The sequence below is a fragment of the Priestia sp. J2 genome (assembly GCF_020790095.1).
In the GTDB taxonomy this organism is placed as follows: domain Bacteria; phylum Bacillota; class Bacilli; order Bacillales; family Bacillaceae_H; genus Priestia; species Priestia zanthoxyli.
Genome location: NZ_CP086208.1, coordinates 820213 through 842009, shown reverse-complemented (window position 1 = coordinate 842009; position 21797 = coordinate 820213). Strand labels below are relative to the sequence as shown.

The window sequence follows — 21797 nt, the reverse complement described above, 5'->3', positions numbered from 1 at the left end:
AAAAAGAAGCCAACTCACCGGAGTTGGCTTCTTTTTATTTATGTTTGTAGCACGCTACAAAGATTGCTTCTCCTTGAAACGATTCAATTCCCTGTTGATTCGTTTTGATTTCGAAAAACTGTTTAAATCCGCTTGGTACATTCAGCATATATTGAGTAAGCTCACGCTTTGTCTCTTGGGGAACATTCATCATCGCACACCAGTCATCAAATAAAAAGCGCTTTGGAAAAGTTGTCAGCACTTCTGTACGGAATCCTTGCATTTCAAGCATAGAAAGCCACTCTGTTTTTTTATAAGCACGATAATGGCTTGGATCTCTTGTCTTTTCAACTCGATTATAAAACTCGTCATAAGCATTCACTTCCGGTGCTACATTATCAATGAGCAAGAACTGTCCTCCTGGCTTTAACACTCGGTATACCTCTTTGATGAACTGTTTAATATTAGGAAAATGGTGCGGTGCAATTCTGCACGTTACCGTATCAAACTCGTCATCTTGAAATGGCATATCCTCAGCATCTCCTTGAACAAACGATACATTTTCATGACCATTTTCTTTAATGAAGCCTTCAGCACTTTGCAACATTTGAGGAGTTAAGTCAAAAGCCGTTACTTCTTGAAAGACAGGTGCTAGCTTATTTGCCACGTGTCCTCCTCCTGTCGCTACATCAAGCAGCTTTCCTCCTCTATTTTCTTCAGCAATTTCCGCTAAAACCGCTAAATCTTTGCCTTTTGCATGACCTTTACTTTTGACATACTTTCCGGCATTCCCCCCGAACTGACTGACCACCATTTCTTTATTACTCATCTATTCTCCCCCCATTTCCCTCTTTAAAACTCTCTCTTACTCTACCTAGTGCATTCACATATTTATTATGAAACGTGTGAATGTATTCTTTTTCTTTCTCCCCACTGATGAAACATGCGAAACAGCGGAGGCAGAAGCAGCCAAATTGTTAAAATACGAAGCACTTGGACCGCTACTACTAACGTCGAATCAGCCTGCAGTACAATGGATGTAGTCGCCATTTCTGCAATGCCTCCAGGAGCAAACGCTAAAATAGACGTGATAAGCTCAATTCCAGTTATTTTGGAAACGAATAGTGCACATACAAACATGGCGGCGATTAAACCAATTGTATTAATAAGCGCCACAACCATAATTTTTTTTACTCCAATGAACATTTCCTTATGAAAGCGAGAACCAATGCTTGAAGCAATAAAAATTTGCGATAAAATCATCACAGAATGAGGCCAGTATGCTTGAAGATTATACCCCACGTACGATGAAGCAGCTGTTTGAACAATTGCAACAGTAAGCATTCCTCCTACTAACCAAGGAGCAGGAAATTTTAGTTTTTTCCCTATATAATAGCCGACTACTGCTGTAACAATTAAAACTCCTGTCCACAACAGTGATCCCCACTCAAAAACACTCGGGGTAACGGACACTGCATGCCGTCCTGTATTACTTCCCCAATAGACTACAAATAAAGGAACAGCAAGCACAACTAAAAACACGCGCATCGTTTGAATGATGCTTACAACTGCCGTATTGGCTCCTACTTCTTCAGCCATGCCTGGCATGGCGCTCATTCCACCCGGAGTCGTACCGAAAAAGCTTGTTAATAAGTCTGTGGAACTGAACTTCCATAGCAAATAACCGGATAAAAGAGAAAAAACAACGGACAGCAAAAGCATAATCGTAATGGTGGACCAGTGAGATTGAAACGTAGTCACCACAGATAAGTTAATCTTTTGACCTAATTCAATCCCTAAAATGCACTGTCCAGCGTACAGCCAATATTTTGGAATGCCTTTTTTGCTTGTTTGAGATAAAAAACGCGGCTTTCGAAAAGCTAGAATAGCAGCTAAAATGAGAGTCCCAAGCATCCAGCCAATGGATAAGCCTGTTAACGATAAAAGAAATCCTCCCACGCTTGTTAATAGAATAAAAAATATAGATTGTAAAAAAACAACTCTTGCGTTCATACCTACTTCCTTCCTTCTACAAGGCTTTTCTTTCTTACACCGAACATTTCTCTTCTTAACTATAGTATAATTTTAGAAATAATTAAAATATCGAAATTTTATTATAAACCATTCATTTTTTTTATTCCTGGAGGGATAGTATGGACGATCGAGATTGGCTTATTCTACAAGTATTGTACCGTGAGAAAAATATTACAAAAGCAGCCAAGGAGCTATTTATATCTCAGCCTGCGCTTACGCATAGACTGCAGCAGATGGAGAAGGAATTTCATGTTCAGATTGTAAATAGAGGGCGCCGCGGAGTTCAGTTTACACCGCAGGGAGAATATTTAGTGAAGTGCGCAGAAGAAATGCTGCTTACGGTTCAAAAAATAAAAGAAAATGTGTTAAACATGGATGATCAATTAACCGGAACTTTACGTCTAGGCGTGTCTAACTTTTTCACTGACTACAAGCTCCCTGGACTATTACGTTTATTTAAAGAGCGATTTCCTGATGTTGAATTCAAAGTCACAACCGGATGGAGCAGCGACATGGCTCATCTGCTTTATAAGCACGATGTTCATATTGCGTTTGTAAAAGGTGATTATAACTGGCAAGATCAAAAAGAGCTGCTTTTTAAAGAAACAATTTGCATTGCGTCTGCACAGCCTGTCGACATAAACAATCTTCCCAATCTACCTCGAATTGATTATCATCAAGATCGTTTTTTAAAAACATCCGTTGATAACTGGTGGGCTGAAAATTACTCTCAGCCTCCCCTTGTCAGCATTGAAGTAGATAAAGCAGAAACATGTAAAAAGATGGTTGTAAACGGACTGGGCTATGCGATTTTGCCGAGTATGCTGCTTGACGATGCTGCAGAGATTTACAGATACACGTTAAAAACTAAAGATCAAGTACCTTTAACGCGCAGCACATGGATGTTTTATCATGAGGACTCCTTAAAAATTAACATTGTAAAAGCTTTTATTGAGTTCATTCAAAACTTGGATTTAAAAGATGTACACTGACAGAAAAAGGTTGAGACATACCGAAATGAATCTAATTCTAAAGACGAACAAATGGGATATATGAGCGGAACTGCTTAAGACACCGCAGTTGATTTCCGTGCAAGACTTCGCTTTCCGCGGGCGGCCGGGGAGCCTCCTCGTCGCTCACGCTCCTGTGGGGTCTCACCTGTTCCGCTTTTCCCGCAGGAGTCTTCGTCTTGCTCTCCAATCAACTGCTAGAAGGAACGAAACAAATGAAACTACACTTACCACAACAAAAAAACGAACCAAGAATTAAAAACTTTAATCAATGGTTCGTTTTTCACTCCATCTAAAATCCTTTTGTCCCAACCTTTTTCTATTGTATTTATTCATCATTTGCTCCGCCCATTAAGTCAGAATACAGCTTGCTTTGCTGCTCAAGAAAGACTTTAGCACCGCTGCTATTTTTATAAAAAGAGGTTAAATCATTATCTTTAAGAAGCTGTTCCCATTCTTTTGTATGAACCATTTCATACACGGCCTTATTCCAATATGCTACCTGTTCTTTGGTCATATTAGGCGGTCCCATTAGACCTCTCCAATGGCTAAACGTTACGTCAATTCCCGCTTCTTTCCACGTCGGTATCTCTTTTAGCTCTTCTAGCCTTTTAGGAGAAGAAACGGCGAGTATCCTTACCTGCCCTTGTTCATACTGCTTTTTTACTTCTGATAATGACATGGGTGCTACATCTAGCTGATGATGAACGAGCGCATCAATTACTTTATGACTGCTGTTATAAACGAAAAACTCAAGCTTGGAAGAGTCTACGCCTGCTTTTTTATTTAGCTGCATGAACGATAAATGATCGTCGTTTCCTAATCGAGGTGATATTCCCACTTTCATACTGGATTCACTTTGATTTAACGTGCGTATGAGCTGTTTTAAATTGTATATAGGAGAGTTAACAGGAACTACGATGACCTCCCATTCAGATGTTAAAATAGCGAGCGGAGTAAAGTCTTTATAGGTTAATTGACTTTGCCCTAGCAAATTATTTGTAATCAGCAAACTGGAATTCCCGGAAACAATATTTCCTTCTTTTCTCTGTTTAATATATTTCCATCCTTCTTCACCTTGCCCACCTATTTTATTACTAACAGAAACGGGTACCTTCACAATCTTCTTTTCCGTTAGCACTTGTTGAATGGCTCTTACTGTTGCATCTGCTCCTCCGCCTTTTGCACCGGCTGCCACAATTTCAATTTTTTCCATACTAATGCGGTCTTTTTTAGAGGGAGTAGAACAGCTAACAAGCAATGCACTTATAAACACTATCATGAGCTTTTTGATCATATATACCATCCTTCAAGGCTAATGCTACGCTAAATAGTACTTGCGCTCCGGTCTTCCAATAATCCCATAATCATATTCAACGTGACATTCACCGGTTGATACTAGATACTCTAAATATCGTCTAGCTGTCGTTCTAGATACTCCCATGTGTTGCCCCATCTCTTCGATCGTAATTCCTTTGATGCTTTTTAAAATGTCTTTTGACTTTTGTAATGTGATACCATCAATACCTGAAGGAAGAGATTTATCCGCTTTTGGCTTTGTTCTGACATGTCCAAAGTACGCATCAATAAATGATTGATCAACTTCTTCATGCGTACTAAACAGTTCCTTTTTCTCTTGATACTGTTTAATAGCATTAATGAAGGATTCCATCATAACCGGCTTAATCAAATAATTAACGACGCCGTTTCTCAAACAGATTTCTACAATGTTTTTTTCTGTTGCAGCCGTTACCACGATAACGTCAACTTGTGGAAACTGGGCTCTGATTTTTGGGAGTAAATCTGTTCCCATTTCATCTGGCATATAGATGTCTAAAAGAAGTAAATCAACTTTCTTCTCCTTTAGCATTTCAAGCGTCTCTTTTGCATTCAACGCTTTGCCTACGACTTCTACACCATCTACTTCTAATAAAAATCGCTCTTGAACTTGAGCAATTCGAAAATCGTCTTCTGCAATTGCGACTCGTAACATTTCGACTCTCCCCTTACTTCTCATGATTCAGTTTTTTGGAAGGTAAACTGAAAAAATGGCTCCTCCTTCTGGCTGATTATACACTTCAATAGATCCTCCAAGTTCATCTACCATTTTCTTTATATTTGCCAGTCCGTACCCTCTGTCTGTACCTTTGGTTGAAAACCCTTTTGTGAAAATTTGATTTAGTACTTCTTCTGATATACCGGGTCCGTTATCCATCACTTCAATAATTAAATCATGACCAATATCGGTAATAAAAAACGACACTTCTTTTTTAGACCGCTGACTCACGGCTTCAAATGCATTATCAATTAAGTTCCCAATAATGATAATGAGATGAGAAATTTCAATATGTTCTGGGAGCGTATCGAGTGTACTCTCCGAATCAACCGAAAAATGAATTTTCTTTTCAGATGCTTTTCCAATCTTCCCAAGCAATATTGCTTGAACTTTGGAATCTAATATCTGATCAAATAGAATACGATTTTGCGTTTGGTGTACGGCTGATTCTTTTTGAATAAACTCCAATGCATCTTTGTACTGCCCTAACTGCAGCAAACCCGACAAAACATACAGCTTATTCGTAAACTCATGCGTTTGAGCTCGTAAATCCTCTGAATACTTTCGTACTTCTGAAATCGTATTGATTAAGCTTTTTAATTCTGTCTTATCACGAAAACTAGCGACCACTCCTACAATTCGCTGATGTTCAATAATGGGTGTTAAGTTTAAGATAAACGTTTTTTCATTCAAAAAAATTTCTTGGTCGCTTCGGGCTATTCCCGTATCTAGCACTTCAATCATATTCGTATAAGGAAATACTTCAATGATATGATGATGTAAATATTCCGTCTGTAACCCCAGCATATTTTTAGCTGATGTATTCATCATCGTAATAAAGCCTTGATGATCAATAGCAATAATTCCTTCTTTTATCGAAAGTAAAATTGCATTTCGTTCACGGTACAAAGAAGCGATTTCATGGGGTTCAAGACCAAGAGTATCTTTTTTAATACTTTTAGCTAAAAAAATACCCCCGATCATACCAAGCAATAAAACAGCTAGTGAAAATAGGATAATTTGCTGAATACGCGTAATGAGCTGAGCGTGAACATGAGATTTTAAAAACTCAACCGTCACCACTCCCACGACTTCCGTATACTTTCCGTGACTGATGACAATAGGCGCTTTCCCCATAATAGCAGGACCTGTGGTTCCCTCTCCGTCCAGCGTATAATATCCGCCGAATAATAGTGCTCTATCGTTAACCGCCTCTTTGTTTTTCTTTCCTATCCATTTTTGATTAGAATGAGAATAGATGATTTGCTCACGGTTTTGAACCACAATACTTGCTGCTCCGATTTGTTCCCTCACTTGCTCGGCAAGCGGCTGAATATATCGACTCGGCTGTTTTTTTTGAAAAGCAGCTTTGACTTCCGGCATAAATGATATTGATTTGGCTGCTTGAAGAGCCAGCTGCTCGGCTTGCCTTTTAGATTCTACAAACTGCATGTAAGAGAAAATACTCGCTAAAAGAACAATAACAGTTATGATTAATGCTGCGGATAAACCTACGATTTTTGTTTGCAGCGATACTTGAAACCATTTTTTCATTTCATCGCACCTTTAGCCTTTACCTTATAGTTCTATTCTTCTTTTATTTTATCAAAATTTTTTGTATATCCGCTCCTTATTCCAAAAGCTTTTTAGACAAAAAAACTTATCAATCCCAAAAGCGGAATTGATAAGTTTTTAGTTTCCTGATCTTTACAGCGTAATAACTCCTGTAATAATAGCTACTAAAAGCATCACCATAGCTGTTCCAATCGTCCACTTTAAAGTAAAGCGCTGAAATTCGCCAAGCTCGACTTTTGCCATACCGACCAATAGATACGTAGAAGCAACTAAAGGACTTAGTAAGTGAACAGGTTGACCAATCAATGAAGCACGGCCAATTTCTGCAGCATCAATACCGTATGCTGAAGCTGCTTGAGCAATAATTGGTAAAATCCCATAGTAGTAAGCATCATTTGACATAAAGAATGTAAATGGCATACTTGTGATGGCAGTAATCACAGACATGTAAGGCCCTAACGCATCTGGAATTAATCCTACTAAGCTATTACCCATTGCATCTACCATTTTGGTACCTGATAAAATACCCGTGAATACGCCTGCTGCGAATACAAGAGACACAACAGCAAGTACATTACCAGCATGTGCAGTAATACGCTCTTTTTGAACTTCTAAATTTGGATAGTTAATCATGATAGCGATTGCAAATCCAATCATGAATAGAATTTGAAGCGGCATAACTGCTGTGATAAGTCCTACTAATAATAGAGCTGTTAAAGCAAAGTTTACCCATAAAAGCTTCGGACGCTTGTACTCGATTCCTTCAGCGGCTGCTGCTTCTGCAAAAGCTACTTGAGCATTTGTAACGTCTTGAATATCAATAACACCTAAGCGCTGGCGCTCTTTTTTCCCGAAATAGTAAGCCGTGAATAACAACCAAACAGCTCCGCCAATCATGGCTGGAATCAGTGGTGTAAACACCTGTGAAGCATCTAACTTCAATGCACTCATCACACGAGCAGTAGGTCCACCCCAAGGTGTTAAGTTCATAACTCCACTACCCATAATGGCGATACAGGCTAAAATCATTGGCTTCATGTTTAGCTTTTTATAAAGCGGAAGCATCGCTGAAAGCGTAATCATATATGTTGTTGTTCCGTCTCCGTCTAATGAGATAATAAGAACTAAAATAGCTGTACCAATTGTGATTTTTAGTGGATCACCTTTTACGATTTTCAAAATTCTTCCTACAACTGGATCAAACAAACCAGCATCAATCATAATCCCAAAATATAAAATAGCAAACATTAACATAACGCCTGTAGGTGCTAATTCTTTTACACCATTTAAAGCCATTTCTCCAATACCGCTTGTGAATCCCCCTATGATTGCAAACAATACTGGAATAACCATTAAAGCAATAAGCGGCGTTAATCGTTTTGTCATAATCAGAAACATAAATGTACAAACCATCAAAAACCCAAGAATAGCTAACATTATTACCCCTCCTATTTTTGAATCCGCTTTCATAACAGTGGAAGCGATTCGTTTGTATGTATGACTCGCATATGTATGCCAGTTCGTCTATACGATTACAACATCGCTTGTTCACTATTAAGTTGTACCTTAAAACTTTAAAATTTTCTGTTTTTTCTTAAAATAATCATAATTTACAGGAGGGTATAGTGTAAATAATTCGTACTATAAAAACTTTTAAAACTTTATGGGTAATTAAATCCTTTTTGTTCATTGGGAGGATAAAAGACAGGAAGAGGAAAAAGGTAGGAAAATAAAAAACGGAGAGAGAGGAACTATTCTCGTGAATTATTCAATTTGAACTCTAAGAGAGTACGCTCCAGGATGAGGAGTTTTATTCCACTGAGTAAGAGATTCCTCTAAAAATGGAATCTTTTTTAACTTCTTTGTTTGGAACTTTTCTATTTTTGAATATTTTTCTAAGGCATACGTATTAGCAAACATTTCTTGCGTTCTATTTCCTTCTTTTAAAAGCGTTCCATTTGTCATACGATCCACATGATGGCCTAATTCATGCAGAATGATAAAAGCAAATTGATGAGGCTTTTTGTTTTTTGTTGTATCGATAAAGACAATAGGACATTCCGTTACTGTATATTTAATATAGTCAATTTCAAACTGAAGTTTGCGCTTCTCTTTTGGAAGGTTATCATTAAATTGGCCATAGTACACACCTAACACATCTTTTCCTTGCACCTTTACACTGCCTAAGCAATACACACCTTTTAGCCCATCCCAGTCTTTTTCGTCTGTTACATTAGCAATTTCGTGCAGGGCCGCTTTTTGCTTCGCACTCATGACTCCATGAAACGTTACGCCATGAATTTGGATTTTTTCACTACGCTTAAACATCTTCTTGCCTCCTTTACTAAATTCCTTCTACAACATATTATTTAGCATTGAGTATATTCATTCACAATACATGGTTAAAAACATGAAGTTAATGTCAAGATTCCCGTTTTGATGTTTTTTAACCCTGCTTATATGCTGCCTCGTTTATTTTCTATTTTTACTATATTACATATGTAGCCATTAATAAAATATCATTTTTTTATGATTTATCATTACTTTTTTTTATTTCTATTTTTGCTTATCGATAACCTGGAGCCTGCGTATCATTTTTAAATTTAAAACCATTGCTATATAAAGAAACGGATAGCAAAAAAACGAGTATAGAATCTTCCATCCATTATAATAAAACACTTCCGTTTGGGTAGAAATGTACTCAAACAATGTCGTAAGAATTACCCACACTGTAATGTATAAAGCTTTTTTAGCCAAACTCTTGCTCCCAGGATAAAAATTTAAAAATACACTATTCGTCGCAGGATAAATAAAAATAAAGACTAAAAGATATTCAAAATCTACTCCTGTTTTAAAGAAGCCATAAAGATCATATTTAACATCAAGATATATATCTGCTACCGATCCTAAAAACATAACAAACAAAGAAGTTGTGTACATTTCTATCCAGCTGATACGTTTTGGCATGACTAGTACACTCAAAATAGAAATCACCGTTGTAAAGATTAAGAGCACCATGCTGAGGACCTCGTTTTCTAAAGGAGATAAAAACAGCTTTCCCATTGGATATTAAATTCATTCTGAAGGCTAAAAAACTAAGACTTCGTAAAAAAAGAGATGGAGACATAACGAAGTCAAGCCAATCTAAATACGAACAAATGAGATAAATAAGGTGAACCGCCTGTTACACCTGTGTTGATTTCCGTGCAAGACTTCGCTTTCCGCGGGCGGCCGGTGAGCCTCCTCGTCGCTTCCGCTTCTGCGGGGTCTCACCTGTTCCGCTTTTCCCGCAGGAGTCTTCGTCTCGCCCTCCAATCAACCTCTAGAAACAACGCAATACGTGAATCCTACATTCACCATCACAATAAAAAATCCGAACGAGTTGGATTCTCTATCAAGAATCTCGATTCACCGTTCGGATCTTCCTTCAACTAAACTACCTTTGTTTCAAGCTCTTTTTGTTAATGAAGGGAAACGATGCAAGAACCAAGCTCTTGCTGCCCCCATTTAAGTGAAAGATGATCCTGATGTGAAAGCGGACCTACTCCTTCAGGTGTACCTGTAAAAATAAGATCTCCTTTATCAAGACCAAAATGTTTTCCTGTAAAATCAATAATCGTTTGTAAGTCAAAAATCAAATCTTTGATATTTCCCAGCTGAACGCGTTCATTGTTTTTCACTAACGAAAAGTCTTTCTGCTTAGATGCTTCTACTCCTTCAAACGGAATAAAGTTTCCCACGACCGCTGAATGTTTGAATCCTTTTGCAAGCAGCCAAGGGTGCTTTTTTTGTTTTAATTCGCTCTGCACATCCCGAAGCGTCAAATCTAATCCAATCGTCATCTTGTCAACAAGTTCATCCACTGTTATGCCTTCTTTGTAAAGTTGTCCAATATGAAGAATCAGTTCGGTTTCAAAGTGCACCTCTCCTTGGTCGCGAGGAAGAGTGATTGGTTGTCCAGCTGCTTCAACAAGAGCGTGAGTAGGTTTGGAAAATAAAAAAGGTGATGTTGGAATATCATTATGTAATTCTTTTGCATGCAGTGCGTAGTTTCGGCCCACACAATAAATATTTTTAATATCTTTCACTTTCATCATCCCTTCTTTCGTTCAAATAAAGATTTTTCAACTTGTATTCTTTTATTTTACAAGAAAAAAGAAATTGAGACATAACAAAATAAATTCAATCTAAAGATGGAAAAAGGGAATAAATGAGCTGGACTGCTTATGACACCTCTGTGGATTTCCGTGCAAGGCTCCGCTTTCCGCGAGAGTCTTCGCCTTGCCCTCCAGCCAACAGCTAGAAGGAACTGCGCACACGAAACCTACGTTCACCATGACCATAAAAAAACACGAACTATTTATTTTTGATAGATCGTTCGTGTTTAAGGTTAGCGAAACAGCTTTTCTCACATTCTCTTTTTTCAATCCGTTATTTTCTAGCCCATTTTGTAATGCCTTTGATATCATCTGGAGTTGTGCGACAGCACCCTCCGATTAACTGAGCACCTGCTTCATACCAGCTGTGAGCGCTGCAGCCATACGTTTCGCCTGCAGATGTCCCGTTCCATGTTTTAGATTCAGCATCATAATGCTCTCCTGAATTTGGATACACAATGACTGGCTTATCCGTTTGAGATTTAATTTCTTTAATAAGTGAAGAAATATATTGAGGCGGCGTACAGTTAACTCCAATAGCTGCTACTTGCTCATAGGAATCCAGATAGCGTGCACACTCCGAGATTAATGTTCCGCTGCTAATGTGCAGGTCATCTTTTGCGCTGAACGTAATCCATGCGTACGCTCCTTCAAATTCTTCTAGCAGCCTCGCAATGGCTCTTGCTTCCATTAGATTAGGAATGGTTTCACAAGCTAACACATCTGCTCCTGCTTCAATTAATGCTTTCATACGAGGACGATGAAATTCCATTAACTCTTCTTCTGTTACGTCATACTGTCCAGTATATTCCGATCCGTTTGCTAAAAATGCTCCGTAAGGACCTACCGAAGCGGCGACAATTGGTTTTGGGCGATTAAGACAATTCTCTTCTTGCTGCCAAAATTCATCTCTTGCTTCAGCCGCAATTTTTACAGATGCTTGAATTAACTCGCGCGCCTCTGCTTCACTTAAACCACGTTTTGCAAAACCTTCAAACGTGCTTTGATAGCTTGCAGTAATTGCACAGTCAGCTCCTGCTGCAAAGTAATCTTGATGCACTCTCTTAATCAATTCCGGCTGCTCCATAAGCACTTTTGCAGACCATAAGCTGTCGTTCAAATCACAGCCATATCTCTCCAGTTCAGTTGCCATTGCACCATCTAGTACAATCACAGGAAATGTATGTAAAATTTGTTGGATAGGATTCATTGTTTAATCTAGGGTTGTCCACTAGCAGTTAGCTTCGATTACCCTATCCTCCTTTCAGATAATTTAAAATATATGCAAAAAAGTCTAAAGGACTAGGAAGCTTTTGTCAAGAAACCGAAGAAATGAGGAGAAGCTTATAACCAAGCATTTTTCAACCGCCTTATTCCTTCTTCTATTTCTTCTCTCTCCAAACTTCCAAAACCTAATAATAGATGAGTCTTTTGTTGAGGTGATTCCGTAAGCCAATAACGAGAAGTGCCGTAGACAGAGACATCTTGCTTTTGAGCTGCGTTAATTAACTGCTGTTCGTTCATATCGTTGTGCACGCGGACAAGGATATGCAAACCTGCATATTCTCCTGACACCGTGATGTTTTTGTTAAACTCCTTCTGTAAAGCTGCTAAAAGAGTACCGTGTTTGAGTTGATAAGCAGTTCTCACTCTTCTTAAATGCTTACTCCACTCTCCGTTTTTCATCATGAGTCCGAGCGTCCACTGATGAAGGGCTGGAACAGCTTGCTCGTATAAAGAAAAACGTTCATGATATTCCTTTAGAAGCACTTCCGGTAATACAAGGTAGCTGATTCTTAAAGAAGGCATAAAAGATTTTGAAAATGTCCCTGTATAAATGACGCGCCCTTTAGTATCCAAGCTTTGCAATGAAGGAATGGGACTTCCTTTATAACGAAATTCTCCGTCATAATCATCTTCAATAACAAATCCATTGCAGTCATTCGCCCATGTAAGAAGCTCTATTCTTCTTGAAACAGGCATGATCATTCCGTATGGAAACTGATGAGATGGTGTGACATAAACAGCGCGTGCTTGGCTATCATAAAGCTCTTGGATGTTTATGCCTCTGTTATTAAGTGACACAGGTTTTAAGGAGAATCCATGCTGCTTAAATACAAAGCTAGCCCCGTCATAGCAAGGATTTTCAAAGGCAATATCTCTGATGCTTGGCTTTAACATCTGCGCTAGCAAACTGAGTGATTGCTGAGTACCTGTTCCGATAATAATTTGATGTTTCGAACAAACCACTCCTCTTGACTGATAAAGGTACGTCGCAATTTCTTCTCGCAGTGATTCTTCTCCTTGAGTTTCTTGGTACGTGAACAGCGCTTCTTTATAAGTTTGAAGACTTTCATTGTATCGTTTTTTCCACTCATTCAAGGGAAACAAACGGCTATCAACTTTTCCATACCGAAAATCATAGGTACACGACTTTGTTTCTGAGTGAGGGTGTAAAAATACAGTCGGCTTTCTATCTGTTTGCAGTAAATCAAACTGTGTATTCGTTACGTACAGTCCACTTTTGGGCTTGCTTTCTACATATCCTTCAGCTAAAAGCTGCTGATAGGCCATATCTACAGTATTTCGACTTACGTTTAAGTAATCAGCAAGAGACCGGATAGAAGGCAGTTTGTCATTTACTTTCACCCTGCCGGATACAATTTCTTTTTTTATATATTCATATAGCTGGTGATATAAAGGCATATCATTCCTTCGGTTTAATAATGGTGTGAACTTCACGCTAGCTCCTTTCATCTGTCCCTATCTTATTTTTTAAATCTGGCTCTTTTAGAGGGGATACATTTCTTTTACTATAAGTGTAGATCATCTGATTAAAAAGGAGAAGATTTAATGACTACTATTACAATTCGTCAAGCTAATGCTGCTGACATGGAAGCACTCATTTCATTAATGAACGAATACATTGTTGATTTTTACAAGCGCCCTCAGCCTGCCAAAAAACAGCTGAGAAATTTAATTGATCACTTGTTTCAACGTCCCGATACTGGCGTTCAGTTTATCGCGACTCAAAATGACGAGGCAGTAGGTTTTTCAACGCTTTATTTTACATTTAGCACCACGCGTGTAAAGCCTGTAGCGATTTTAAATGACTTGTACGTTACTGAAAAAGCAAGAGGTCAAAAAATTGGGGAAAAGTTATTTTCGATTAGTCACCAGTATACAAAAGAACATCAGTATGCAGCTATGTCTTGGGAAACGGCTTATGATAATACAAGAGCTCAAACGCTTTACAGAAAAATGGGAGGAAATGTAACGAACGGTGAATGGATTCACTACGACATTTCAAACGACATCTTATAATATTTTTCCATCCATAAAGTTTTAACACGTTCTTAACACTCCTTTCATAAATGTGTTTTATGATGAATACGACAAATAAATCAGTTTCTGTATGTATTTGTCACATTCTCTGTTAAAGTTTTCACAAAGTGTTCAAACTTTCAGTGAAAACGCTTTCTATTTTTGTGTATAATAAAAATATGCAAATGAAAATGAATGTTACAGCTCGTTAATCATACACATTTTAAATATGGAAGGAGTTTTGAAAATGATTTTAAAAGCATTAAGAAAAAACGGGGCCGTTACAATTAACTATTATAAAAACGGTTTGCTTCAAACGTTTAAAGGAAAAGTACAGCGCCTAGATTTAACAGACCAAACGCTTTCATTAAAAGATGAACAGCAAAATACTTTCTCTATTCGCTTATCGGGAATTAAAGAAATTTATTGATGAATAGTTTACAGTAAAAAAGAACATGATGCTCATTCTGCTTTGCAGAAGTCATCATGTTCTTTTGATTTTAGCTTTATTTAGCTGATGTTTCTGTTTCTTCTTTCCCGTACATATATTTCGAAGGGTCGACTGTTTGGAAATCCTTTAGCTTGTGGAAACGAAGTAAGTCTCCATAAAGCACTTGATCAGATAACTCCAGTTCTTTCGCTACCTTCTGTTTATAAGCTTTCATTTGATTATTTTCTTTAAGCGCTTGACCTGTCTTAGAATCATAATACGTTCCATCCACTAGTGTATATTTCGGAGATACATAGTTGCCATTGCGGAACGCTACTACATCATCATGACCTTTAGAAAATAAATCTGTACCAAATTGGATAAACTCTTTGCTGTCAATCCCTACTAAATGAAGAAGAGTTGGCACAACATCAATTTCTCCACCGTACGTATGATTAACTCCGCCTTTTACTCCAGGAACGTGAATGAATAGAGGTACACGCTGCAGCTGAGCATTTTCATAAGGTGTAATTTCTTTTCCCATTACTTTTTCCATTGCCGCATTATGATTTTCAGAAATACCGTAGTGATCTCCATAAATCATAATCACAGAATTATCATAAAGCCCAGAAGCTTTCAGTTCTTGGAAGAAAGATTGCAATGATTCGTCTAAATAACGAGCCGTTTGGAAATAGCGGTCAACTGTCGCATCGCCCGTGTTAGCTGGCTGTATGCTTGCCTCATTGTTTCCAAGTAAAAATGGAAAATGGTTTGTTAACGTAATTAAATGCGCATAAAACGGCTGTGGTAAAGACTGCAGCATTGGAACAGATTCTTTAAAGAACGGTTTGTCTTTTAAGCCATAATTAATTTTATTTTCACCCGTCATATTGTAATAACTTGCATCAAAAAACTTATCCACACCGAACTGCTTGTAAATTTCGTTACGGTTCCAAAACGTCTTATAGTCTCCGTGCAGTACAGCGCTCGTATAGCCAGCTTTTTGATCTAAAATAGCTGGTGCTGCCTGATACGTATTGCTTCCTTTTAGTACAAAGGCAGAACCTTGAGGAAGGCCGTATAGAGAGTTGTCCATCATCAGCTCAGCATCTGATGTTTTTCCTTGTCCTGTTTGATGAAAGAAGTTATCAAAATACGTAAAGTCATTTCCATGGGCCAACGAATTTAAGAACGGTGTCACTTCCTGGCCATTTAATTTGTAATCAATTAAAAAAGACTGAAATGATTCCAAATGAATTTTAATAATATTTTTCCCTTTAGCTTTTCCGAAGTAAACGGAATTAGGCTCCGCATAGTGACTGTTTTTAAAATTAACGACGTTCGTTAAGTCATTGCTGCTTGCAAAAGCTCGCTGTTTAGAGTTTTGAGCAGTCTGAACACCGTCATACATCGTATAATTATAGGCGCCTAAATACTTTACTAGATAATTGCGGTCAAAAGTTCGAGATAGAAGCTGCGGGCGATCAATTTCTGCTAATGTTAAGTTGACAGAAAAAACCATGAATCCTAAAGAAAGAATGGTTACAGCATTCTTAACCGATACTTTTTCATTATGCCAGTCAATTTTTTTACTAAAAAAGAAAAAAAGATAAATAATAAAATCAACAAAATAAAAAACATCATGTGCTTTTAATAAATCCATAATGCTTCCGCCCATACTTCCTGCATTACTTGTCTGCAACAGTGTGGGAAGAGTTACAAAATCGTTAAAAAAACGATAATAGAGAATGTTGCTGTACAACAGCAGCGTCATAATGAAACTGCCTGCAAGAATCCAAGCTCCTGATTTCTTTCCTTTAAAAAATAAGCCGATTCCTAAAAAGATCAGCACTGAACTTACAGGGTTTATAAACAGCAGCATTTGCTGCATTACGCCACTTACGCCTAAGTTAAATTCAGTTTTATAAGCCACATACGACTTTATCCACATTAAAACAGCGGCTAATATGAAATAGTGCAGCGGCTTAGAAACGATTCGCTTCATTTTGATTTTCCTTTCTCGATTAGTTTATGAGTAGATTCACAAAGAACATATAGAAAACCTTTATCATTATACTCATAGAAAATGAAAATTAAATGAAATCCTAGCCTTCACAACTATAGATAGATTCTTTAAATTCATCTACTAGTTTACCTAATACCCACAAATAAATAAACTAAAATCACCTTTTTTATCATAAAACCCCTCCTCTCCTCATATACTGTATTCTGTTGCAACACCCGCACTGCAAACTTGTGCATTTTTTCACAATTTATCTACAAACTATTCTCATCTTGCTGTATAATAATAATTCTGCCTTGAGCATTCTCCAAATTCTTATGCTTAAGCCACAGCTTTCTTTTCATAACAGATGCACACATGAAAGGAGATGAATAAATGATTTTAAAAGCGTTAAAGAAAAACAAACATGTAACCGTGAATTATTACGAAAATGGCCTGCTTCAAACCTTCAAAGGAAAAATCCAAAATTTAAACCTAACTGACCAAACCCTCTCCCTACGAGATGAAAAACAAAACATTTTTTCCATTCGTTTGTCTGGCATTAAAGAAATTTATTAACAAAAAAGATCCTGAAGAATTCTTCTAGGATCTTTTTTGTATTTTTTATCCATTATATATTGAAAAATCATCCAATTGATGTTAAATTAACTTTACATAATGTTAAATCAACTTAACAAATTTATTAAAAAGGCAGCGGGTGATCATATTGACTCTTATTAATCACGTAAAAGAGCTTAGAGCTAAACATGGATATACGCAAGGAGATTTAGCTGAAAAAGTTGGAGCCACTCGCCAAACCATTGCAGCTATTGAAAAGGGAAATTACGTTCCTTCCCTACTACTTGGTTTAACAATTTGTGATGTCTTTCAATTAAAAATGGAAGATGTTTTTACACTTCAAAAGGAGGAGAAAAATGTTGAGTAATGTTATTAAATCTTATTTGTTGAATGTAGTGTCTCTGCTATGCGTAGGTTGGTTTTTATATGATTTTTTAAGCCTAAATATTCAATTTAGTGAAGTTATGAACCACCCTGAACCCCCGTGGGAAATTACCATGTCTATAGGCTCTTTCGCTTCTTTAATTGTGCTTTTAATCGTGTCCTTTTTTTACTACCGCGCGCGTAAAAAGACGAAGAACGTTTCGCCTTTATTATTTCCTTTTGAATTTGCAGAGGAAGATGAACGTGAAAAGATGATAACAGCAGAAGCTTGTAAAAAAGCCTTTGTTTTTCTCCTATTTTCTATTCCTATAGGCGCTATCTTAATCGCTTTTTATCCGCTGTTACCTAATTCTTTTAGCTTCTATCCCATTGCCGTTCTTTTGCTTCTTTCTCTTGTACAGTTAACGGTTTATTACGTATCGATTAGTAAGATTTATCGCTGATTAAAAAAGGGTTGTTCTAAAAAGAACAACCTTTTTTTAATCTAATAATTCGCTGAATTCCCTACGAGAATAATCCAACCTACATCTATTTCACTATTTTTTCATTTTTTCTGTCTATATTGAACTATAACAATTGAACGATGTATGTTACCTTCCACTTCAGTTTTTCTTCAGTGTTCAGTTGCAAAATAGGAAAGATAAAAGGAGCATATCAATGGCAGCTAATAAATGGACAAAATGGATGGTTGGTTTATCGAGCGTTGCTGCATTTACAACATTTGTAGGGCTTTCTCAAAAATATGATCAAACAAATTCAACATCTACAGCACTAAATAACGATACATCCGCCAATAATTCATCGCAAACTCAAACGGAAGATGAGACGGATCCATTTCCAGATTCAGGATCTGACTCCAATACGGACAATGGAACTAACGGGCAAGATCAATGGTCAAATGACAGTTCTAGCAAACAAAGTGATCAATGGTCAGACGATAATTCAAGCAGTGAAGATGATCAGTGGTCAAATGATGATTCCACAAATGGTCAGGATAATTGGGGCAACAATAATGATTCTTCTATGCAAACAAGACCTTCTTAAGGATGTGATGAAATGAGCTATTCATTTAAAGCGATGAATACCACATTTAATGTATATCAGCTTGAAACACCTGTCAGCCAAAAAGTAGAGAGCTGGTGTTATCTTGTAGAAGAAACCCTAAGCCGCTTTCTTCCAACAAGCGAGCTTTCACAGCTTAATTCGCTGAACGGAAGATTATTTCTACCGTCAAAAATGCTGTATGAAGCTGTAAAAGCAGCCTATTACTATTACAATGAGACAAACGGAATTTTCAACCCATTTCTGTATCATTCTATTCAAACTCTAGGATATGACCAAAGCTTTGAACAACTGCCTAACAATCAGCTACCTCAAGAAGTAGCAGCTTTTGATGCTGTTAACCCTATTATGATTCATAAAGGAATGAGAAGTATTCAGCTTGCTTCTAATATCGGTCTGGATTTAGGAGGAATCGCAAAAGGTTGGAGCATTCAGCAAATGGCGAATCAATTAAAGAAAAAAGGAACTTCACTTGGAGCAATCGATGGAGGCGGAGATATTGTAACGTGGGGGCCCGCTAGCAAGCACTGGTCCATTTCTCTCTCTCATCCATTTGATGCATCAAAAAATCTCACGACCATTAAAGTAAAAAGCAACAGCGGTATTGCCACAAGCAGTGTAGGCAAGCGTTCGTGGAAAGTGAACGGACACACTCACCATCATATTATTGACGGCAGAAATAGCAAGCCTAGTTCATCAGAGCTTCTGCAAGTAACGGTCGTTTCAGAAGACTTGACCATTTCTGAAGTCTATGCAAAGTGCATACTTATTCTCGGCTGGGACGCTGGATTAAGGTTAGCTAAAATGCATCACCCTTCTTTAGAAGTAATTGCGGTTACAAAAGAAGGCAACGTACTAATCGAAAAACATGTGAAAGGTCAGGTATACCATTATGGCTACTCTCCTCGCGCAATTTAGTGCTCATTTTCCCGTATGGAACACCATTCGGGCAGCCGGCTTAACTTCTTATTTACTAATGTTTGTATCGGTTGCCGCTGGCATTTCTCACAGCTTTTCGTTTTTTAAACCAAAACGAAAAAAACAGCTTTTGCTGGTTCATCAATCATCAGGGTGGTTCGGGTTATTATTTGGAATGATTCACGGACTTGTTTTATCATTTGATCAATCTATTCATTTTTCACTTTCTGACATTTTAATTCCGTTCACTTCCGATTACAAACCAATTAGCACAGGTCTTGGTACTATTTCACTCTACATTTTATTCGTACTAATTAGTACATCCGACTTTATAAAACAGCTTGGGAGAAAAACATGGAAAGCCATTCATTTTCTTGCTTTTCCAGGCTATTTGCTAGCACTGTATCACGGCATTACTTCTGGAACAGATACACAGCAGCCGCTTATTCTCGGGATGTACAGCATCACTGGCTGCATCGTTTTAATTTTGCTTTTTTTGCGAATTCAACACCAGTCAGCTCCTAAGAACCAAAAAAAAGCTCAGGAAAACTAAAAAAACGCACTCTATCATAGAGTGCGTTTTTTCTTATCCGCGTCCTGCTTGGAATGATGGGTACTGTGTCATACCGCCGTCAGCAAAGAGCGTAATTCCTGTTACATAACTCGCCTCTGAAGAAGCTAGCCATGCAGCAACTGCTGCAATTTCTTCCGGCTCTCCGATGTATCCCATTGGAATCATGCTTTCTACATCTGCACGCTGCTCAGGATCAGCAAATTTCTCAGCGTTAATCGGTGTATTAATCGCTCCCGGTCCAATGTTATTTACACGAATACCTTTTGGAGCGTATTCTAATGCCAGTGTTTCAGTCATAAGCTTCATACCGCCTTTACTTGCTGCATAATGAACAAATAATGGCCAAGGAATTTTCTCGTGAACACTCGACATGTTAATAACTGTTCCCTTAATATCATTTTCAACAAAATATTTAATCGCTTCACGACTACCTAAGAAAGCTCCCGTTAAGTTCGTATCAATTACTTTATTCCAATCGCTTAAAGACATTTCATGAGATGAAACCGGATTTTCTAGTCCTGCGTTATTAATCATAACGTCTAACTTTCCAAATTCTTTAATTGCAGATTGAACTAAATTGATTACATCAGACTCAACTGTTACGTCACCTTTAACGGCAATAGCCTCTCCGCCAACTCTTTTAATTTCTTCTAAAACGCTGTTAGCTTCGTCTTCCTTAGAACGATAATTCACAACTACTTTAGCTTTTTCTGTCGCAAAACGAATCGCCATTGATTTTCCCAAACCTGTAGATGAACCTGTTATGACCACTACTTTTCCTTCTAAATCTTTATACATTGTTAATACCCTCCTAGTTAGCTTTTGGCGAGCCCTAACATGACTCCTGCTATGATGATCAGTATAATTCCAATAATAATCCCAATCAGCTGACGCTTCGTTTTCTTCTCACCTAAAATAATGATCCCGCCTAATGTTGAAATGACGATTCCCATTTGGGAAAGCGAAAAGCTTGTCGCTACGCCTACTTTAGGTTGTGAGATGAATAAAAACATATTACCAGCGGCCCAAATAAGACCTGGGATAATGTTGCGAATTGCATATTTATTAAATGGCTTATGCTTAAACGTCAGCAATACTCCTCCAATAACCATACCAATTGCTTGAGGTAATAAAGCCGACCATCCGTCTACATTAAATAGACGGGCTACTACAACATAAACTAAATAACCAACGGTTGAAATTAATAAAATAACAATTCCTTTTTTGAAGTTTCCTTTTCCTTCTTCAGCCTCTTTCTCTTCTTTGCTTTGAAGTGATGCTAAAACAATCCCTACAATAATAAAGATAAGAGCGAGCACACCAAGAATGATTGAAGTTTTTGTAGACCACTCGTGAAACACAATTACTCCAAATAATGAAGTGGAAACTAACTGAAGCCCCGTTGAAATAGGCATCGTTTTAGAAACTCCAATTAAATCAATACTTTTCAGCTGATTACTTTGTCCAACTGCCCAAAATAACCCGGATACAACTCCAACACCAAAGATTAAAGGTGTAAGCGTAGGGTGTACAAAAATATAAATACCAATGGAGAAAATCAAAGCTCCCAATGTGGTTCCAAGCGTTTGACTATAAGGTCCTCCGCCTAGTTTCACATTGAAAAGCACAATGCTTCCCCAAAATATGGCTGGTAAGACGGCTAAAAATATGTCCATGTTTCAAAACCTTCCTGTGCTAAAATTAAATGTCAAA

At 37.7% G+C, this 21797-nt stretch carries 25 protein-coding genes; 9 read left to right on the top strand and 16 right to left on the bottom strand.

All coding sequences use genetic code 11. The features are described from left to right. Positions 1-34: 34 nt before the first annotated feature. Together LJY09_RS04385 and LJY09_RS04380 are read right to left on the bottom strand one after the other, a co-directional pair. On the bottom strand, positions 35-808 hold the full coding sequence (locus LJY09_RS04385) for a class I SAM-dependent methyltransferase (protein ID WP_028412130.1): 774 nt from the start codon (positions 806-808) through the stop codon (positions 35-37). Between the two features lie 65 nt (positions 809-873). Further along, entirely contained in the window at positions 874-1992 is a 1119-nt protein-coding gene (locus LJY09_RS04380) for an AbrB family transcriptional regulator (RefSeq protein WP_028412129.1), read from the bottom strand. Between the two features lie 140 nt (positions 1993-2132). On the opposite strand from LJY09_RS04380, the gene LJY09_RS04375 reads away from it, so the two are divergent. After that, positions 2133-3005 (top strand): LysR family transcriptional regulator, encoded by an 873-nt coding sequence (locus LJY09_RS04375; RefSeq protein WP_028412128.1) that lies wholly within the window; start codon positions 2133-2135, stop codon positions 3003-3005. A gap of 74 nt (positions 3006-3079) precedes the next feature. Here the strand turns inward: LJY09_RS04375 and LJY09_RS04370 are convergent, their stop codons facing one another. The 11 genes from LJY09_RS04370 to LJY09_RS04325 form a co-directional block, all read right to left on the bottom strand. Continuing rightward, complete coding sequence (locus tag LJY09_RS04370; protein ID WP_165573233.1) at positions 3080-3217, bottom strand: hypothetical protein; 138 nt, start codon at positions 3215-3217, stop codon at positions 3080-3082. Between the two features lie 134 nt (positions 3218-3351). Next, entirely contained in the window at positions 3352-4320 is a 969-nt protein-coding gene (locus LJY09_RS04365; RefSeq protein ID WP_028412127.1) for a tripartite tricarboxylate transporter substrate binding protein, read from the bottom strand. Between the two features lie 24 nt (positions 4321-4344). Next, complete coding sequence (locus LJY09_RS04360) at positions 4345-5016, bottom strand: response regulator (RefSeq protein WP_028412126.1); 672 nt, start codon at positions 5014-5016, stop codon at positions 4345-4347. 27 nt (positions 5017-5043) lie between these two features. Further along, on the bottom strand, positions 5044-6633 hold the full coding sequence (locus tag LJY09_RS04355; protein ID WP_028412125.1) for an ATP-binding protein: 1590 nt from the start codon (positions 6631-6633) through the stop codon (positions 5044-5046). Positions 6634-6786: 153 nt separating this feature from the next. Beyond that, entirely contained in the window at positions 6787-8091 is a 1305-nt protein-coding gene (locus tag LJY09_RS04350) for a CitMHS family transporter (RefSeq protein WP_028412124.1), read from the bottom strand. A gap of 327 nt (positions 8092-8418) precedes the next feature. Next, complete coding sequence (locus LJY09_RS04345) at positions 8419-8982, bottom strand: ImmA/IrrE family metallo-endopeptidase (RefSeq protein ID WP_028412123.1); 564 nt, start codon at positions 8980-8982, stop codon at positions 8419-8421. A 228-nt stretch (positions 8983-9210) separates the two neighbouring features. Continuing rightward, on the bottom strand, positions 9211-9672 hold the full coding sequence (locus LJY09_RS04340) for a CBO0543 family protein (protein ID WP_028412122.1): 462 nt from the start codon (positions 9670-9672) through the stop codon (positions 9211-9213). A gap of 166 nt (positions 9673-9838) precedes the next feature. Further along, a complete protein-coding gene (locus tag LJY09_RS27580) occupies positions 9839-9973 on the bottom strand; it encodes a hypothetical protein (protein WP_261763700.1) in 135 nt (44 codons plus the stop codon). Positions 9974-10115: 142 nt separating this feature from the next. Next, positions 10116-10748 (bottom strand): fumarylacetoacetate hydrolase family protein, encoded by a 633-nt coding sequence (locus tag LJY09_RS04335; protein WP_034327341.1) that lies wholly within the window; start codon positions 10746-10748, stop codon positions 10116-10118. Positions 10749-11085: 337 nt separating this feature from the next. Further along, complete coding sequence (gene mmuM / locus LJY09_RS04330) at positions 11086-12021, bottom strand: homocysteine S-methyltransferase (protein ID WP_028412120.1); 936 nt, start codon at positions 12019-12021, stop codon at positions 11086-11088. 134 nt (positions 12022-12155) lie between these two features. After that, positions 12156-13553, bottom strand: a complete 1398-nt coding sequence (locus tag LJY09_RS04325; RefSeq protein ID WP_028412119.1) for a MocR-like pyridoxine biosynthesis transcription factor PdxR — start codon at positions 13551-13553, stop codon at positions 12156-12158. A gap of 111 nt (positions 13554-13664) precedes the next feature. Here LJY09_RS04325 and LJY09_RS04320 point away from each other — a divergent pair, with 111 nt between their 5' ends. Both LJY09_RS04320 and LJY09_RS04315 read left to right on the top strand, forming a co-directional pair. Then, complete coding sequence (locus LJY09_RS04320) at positions 13665-14135, top strand: GNAT family N-acetyltransferase (protein ID WP_028412118.1); 471 nt, start codon at positions 13665-13667, stop codon at positions 14133-14135. Between the two features lie 229 nt (positions 14136-14364). Beyond that, positions 14365-14565, top strand: a complete 201-nt coding sequence (locus tag LJY09_RS04315; RefSeq protein ID WP_074893948.1) for a YolD-like family protein — start codon at positions 14365-14367, stop codon at positions 14563-14565. 76 nt (positions 14566-14641) lie between these two features. Here the strand turns inward: LJY09_RS04315 and LJY09_RS04310 are convergent, their stop codons facing one another. After that, positions 14642-16570: a lipoteichoic acid synthase gene (locus tag LJY09_RS04310; protein ID WP_028412117.1), complete on the bottom strand. Its 1929-nt coding sequence runs from the start codon at positions 16568-16570 to the stop codon at positions 14642-14644. 393 nt (positions 16571-16963) lie between these two features. Here LJY09_RS04310 and LJY09_RS04305 point away from each other — a divergent pair, with 393 nt between their 5' ends. The 6 genes from LJY09_RS04305 (at position 16964) to LJY09_RS04280 (ending at position 20063) form a co-directional block, all read left to right on the top strand. Next, entirely contained in the window at positions 16964-17146 is a 183-nt protein-coding gene (locus tag LJY09_RS04305) for a YolD-like family protein (protein ID WP_013081871.1), read from the top strand. A 148-nt stretch (positions 17147-17294) separates the two neighbouring features. Then, positions 17295-17513 (top strand): helix-turn-helix transcriptional regulator, encoded by a 219-nt coding sequence (locus LJY09_RS04300; RefSeq protein ID WP_013081870.1) that lies wholly within the window; start codon positions 17295-17297, stop codon positions 17511-17513. Further along, entirely contained in the window at positions 17503-17973 is a 471-nt protein-coding gene (locus LJY09_RS04295; protein WP_033578130.1) for a DUF2178 domain-containing protein, read from the top strand. Before LJY09_RS04300 ends, LJY09_RS04295 begins: the two co-directional genes overlap by 11 nt. A gap of 214 nt (positions 17974-18187) precedes the next feature. Further along, entirely contained in the window at positions 18188-18574 is a 387-nt protein-coding gene (locus LJY09_RS04290; protein ID WP_154973519.1) for a hypothetical protein, read from the top strand. 12 nt (positions 18575-18586) lie between these two features. Next, positions 18587-19510, top strand: a complete 924-nt coding sequence (locus LJY09_RS04285) for an FAD:protein FMN transferase (RefSeq protein ID WP_098113704.1) — start codon at positions 18587-18589, stop codon at positions 19508-19510. Continuing rightward, positions 19485-20063, top strand: a complete 579-nt coding sequence (locus tag LJY09_RS04280) for a ferric reductase-like transmembrane domain-containing protein (protein ID WP_098113703.1) — start codon at positions 19485-19487, stop codon at positions 20061-20063. The genes LJY09_RS04285 and LJY09_RS04280 overlap by 26 nt, the downstream gene beginning before the upstream one ends. 33 nt (positions 20064-20096) lie before the next feature. Here the strand turns inward: LJY09_RS04280 and gdh are convergent, their stop codons facing one another. Together gdh and LJY09_RS04270 are read right to left on the bottom strand one after the other, a co-directional pair. Then, positions 20097-20882, bottom strand: coding sequence for a glucose 1-dehydrogenase (gdh, locus tag LJY09_RS04275; RefSeq protein WP_028412112.1), 786 nt, complete (start codon positions 20880-20882; stop codon positions 20097-20099). Positions 20883-20899: 17 nt separating this feature from the next. Further along, positions 20900-21760 carry a RhaT/GlcU family sugar-proton symporter gene (locus tag LJY09_RS04270; protein ID WP_028412111.1) on the bottom strand — a complete coding sequence of 287 codons (861 nt, stop codon included), beginning with the start codon at positions 21758-21760 and terminating at the stop codon, positions 20900-20902. Between the last annotated feature and the right edge of the window lie 37 nt (positions 21761-21797).